The sequence below is a fragment of the Candidatus Magnetaquiglobus sp. genome (assembly GCF_058402785.1).
On record NZ_JBZVFG010000093.1, the window covers coordinates 1 to 3,151 of the forward strand.

1 protein-coding gene is annotated in these 3,151 nt (G+C 59.3%); it reads left to right on the forward strand.

Features of this window, described 5'->3' with window-relative positions:
- Positions 1 to 335: 335 nt before the first annotated feature.
- A partial coding sequence (locus ACV4UY_RS16545) for a tandem-95 repeat protein (RefSeq protein WP_491608656.1) occupies positions 336 to 3,151 on the forward strand: 2,816 nt, incomplete at its 3' end.

Here is a 3,151-nt window from a genome sequence, read left to right on the forward strand (position 1 = left end):
GAGGGGGTCAATTCCTCGTGTCGCCAGGGGGTCAGTTTCTCATGTCGCCTGACAGGCCTGTTCCGCCTCGAGCTTTCGTCGTTCGACGATGCGCGCCACACCCTGGAACGTTGCCGTGGAATGGTTGAAGAAGCATAAATCGTTTGCAAAACAGATTTGATAAAATATACTCTATCACAGCAATGATGGGATGGACATCCACACGATGAGGTTGAACAAATAAATGATTTTACAATATTTGCCAATTTTTCGAGATATTGAATGATTGCATGGTATGCAAATGATAATTATGCGTGCATTGATTTAATGTTATGTATGGATAAGGAGTGTATGCCATGAGTAAAAATCAGGCGTTGTTGAATTCACCACCTCCAAAGGTGTTACCGGATGCCGATTTCCTGCTTCATGGGGAGTTCGTGCGTACAGGGGATCATCTGCTCATCCAGAAGGAGACGGGTGAGCGCGTTCTGCTGGAGGATTATTTCACCCAGTCTGCGCGACCGGCGCTTCAGGCTCCCAACGGTGCCCTGTTGCAGGCCGAAACCGTGGAACTCCTGACGCGTCCGGACAAGCCCGTTACCCTGGTCGCCGGACCGAGTATGTATGCCGAACCCGCGCCAACCATCGGCACCAGCACCAAACTGGTGGGCCATGTCACCGCAACCGGACCCGATGGCGTCAGCCGTACCCTTCAAGAAGGGAGCCCGGTCCACCCCAGGGATGTCATCAAGACCGACAAAGGCGCCTCGGTCCTGTTCAGATTCGTGGATGGCACCGAGTTCCAACTGAGCAATCAGGCGCAGGCGGTTCTCGATAAATATCAGTTCGACCCGGCTGAAAAGCAGGGCGCGTTCGAAGCCACCGTCACACGGGGGATTTTCCGCTATCAGAGCGGGGAGTTGGCGTTTCAGCATCCTGGACAGCACTCCCTGATCAAAACCCCGACCGCCATGATCGGGGTGCGTGGGAGCGAGTTGTCCGGCGAGGTCGCCGAGGACGGTTCCACCACGGTGGTGCATACCTCCGGTATTCTCGACATCTCCGACGCCGCGGGTCGCGAGACGGTCACCCTGTTGGAACCCGGAACCGCCACCTCCGTCACCTTTGGCGCGGCGGCGCCCACCCCGATTTTCCGACCTCCGACGCCCTTTCTCAACCATCTGAAAAACAATCTCGACTTCGACATGATCCGGGATCATGGTGGGGATGGTCGCAAGGATGATGGCAACAAGTCCCACGATAAGGGGGCGGGCAGCGACGGGGTCAATCCGTCCGATAAGAGCCATGCGGCGGATGGCAAGCCGGAACATGCCGCGGATGGCGCGGGTCTGGATAAAACCGCCTTGGGACAGGCTCAGCATGGCGCCACGGGCGAGGGGATCAAGGATCCTCTTCTGGCCAAGGACAAAGAGCTGTCCTCGCTCTCGACCGGAGACCTCTTTCTGACCAGCCAGGGGTGGACCGCCAGTGCCGAAGGCGACTCCCATGGGGACAAAGGGAATGGTTACGCCGGGTGGATGGCCGCGACCGCGCAACAGGATGAGATCTATCGGCCCAGGTTGATCACGCTCGATACGCAAAACAGTTCGGAGACCGTCTTGCCTCCGGCTTTGCCCAGCAAGACCGGCGTGTTCCTGGACAGTCCGGTTGGCGGCGTGACGTATACCGCGGGCAATGTGACCGGAATCACCACCAGTTCGGGTGGATACGCCTACAAACCCGGCGATATCGTGGTGTTCCGAATCGGCGATATCGTGCTCGGCAGCTCCCAGGGGCAAAACTATGTGACCCCCGTGGATCTCGCCCCCGCCAAAAGTTCCAATGCCATTGTCAATATCCTCAGGCTCTTGCAAACGTTGGACTCGGACGGCAATCCGAACAATGGCATCCAGATTTCCGAGCAGGCCCAGGAAGCCGCCAAGGGGCTCACGGTGGATATCAACGCATCCATCGAGGAGTTCGGTTCCAACAACCAATTGATCAGCCTGGTCAGCAATCCCGATCTGTTCGATCCGGGTCTGCCGCCCAAGGAGGGGTTGTTGTCGGCGGTTGAGGCCATGGCCCACTTCAAATCCACCCTCCAGGAACTCACGGATCTGGAAGAGGGGCAGCTTTCCGGTCTTTTGGAAGTGCTCGATGAAGTGGATGGGGATCTGGTTGCCTCTGCCTCGGAATTGAAGCACGATGCGTTGCAGGTGGCCGAGGATGCGTCGTTCGCATTCACCATCCAGGCTCTGCTCGCCAATGACCGCATCACGGGCACCACCGCCCTGGATCTCGTACGTATCGTCCAGCCCACCCACGGCAAGATTGAACTTTCCGCGGATGGCGGGATGAGTTATACGGCTCCAGCCGATTTTCATGGTATCGACACCTTCAGCTATACCATGCCCGATGGTATTGGTGGCATGGCTACCGCCACGGTTCAGGTCGATGTGACGGCGGTGAACGACGCGCCGACCGCCGCGAACAAGGTTTTGAACTTGGCCGAGGATGGGCGGTTGACCCTCCATGTCCGTGATTTCGGGTTTGCCGACATCGATGGAGAGACGCTGTCTGCGGTGACCATCACCACCCTGCCGGGTGCGGGCACCCTGTGGCTGGATGCGAACCAGGATGACAGCCTGGATGCCGGCGAGTCGCTCGTTCAGGGTGGGACGGTCACGGCGGCACAGATCGGGAATGGCCAGCTTCACTTTTCCCCGGTGGCCAACGGGTCGGGAACGGGTTATGCCGGCATTGGCTTCACGGTGAGCGATGGGGAGCTTTCGAGCACGGTGGCCACCTTGAGCGTGGACGTGACACCGGTGAACGACGCGCCGGACGCGGTGGATGATGCGACGCTGGCCATCAGCGAGGATGGGTCCCTGACCTTCGCCGCTTCGGATCTGCTCGGCAACGATACCGACCTGGACACGGACGCGCTCACGATCACCGCTTACGGCACGCCCGAGCATGGGTCGCTGGTGGTCCATGCCAATGGCACCCTCACCTATACCCCGAACGCCGACTACCACGGCACGGACGGGTGGAGCTACACCATCCAGGATGGCCAGGGCGGGAGCGACACGGCCACGGTTCGGATCACCATCGCGGCGGTGAACGACGCGCCGGACGCGGTGGATGATGCGACGCTGGCCATCAGCGAGGA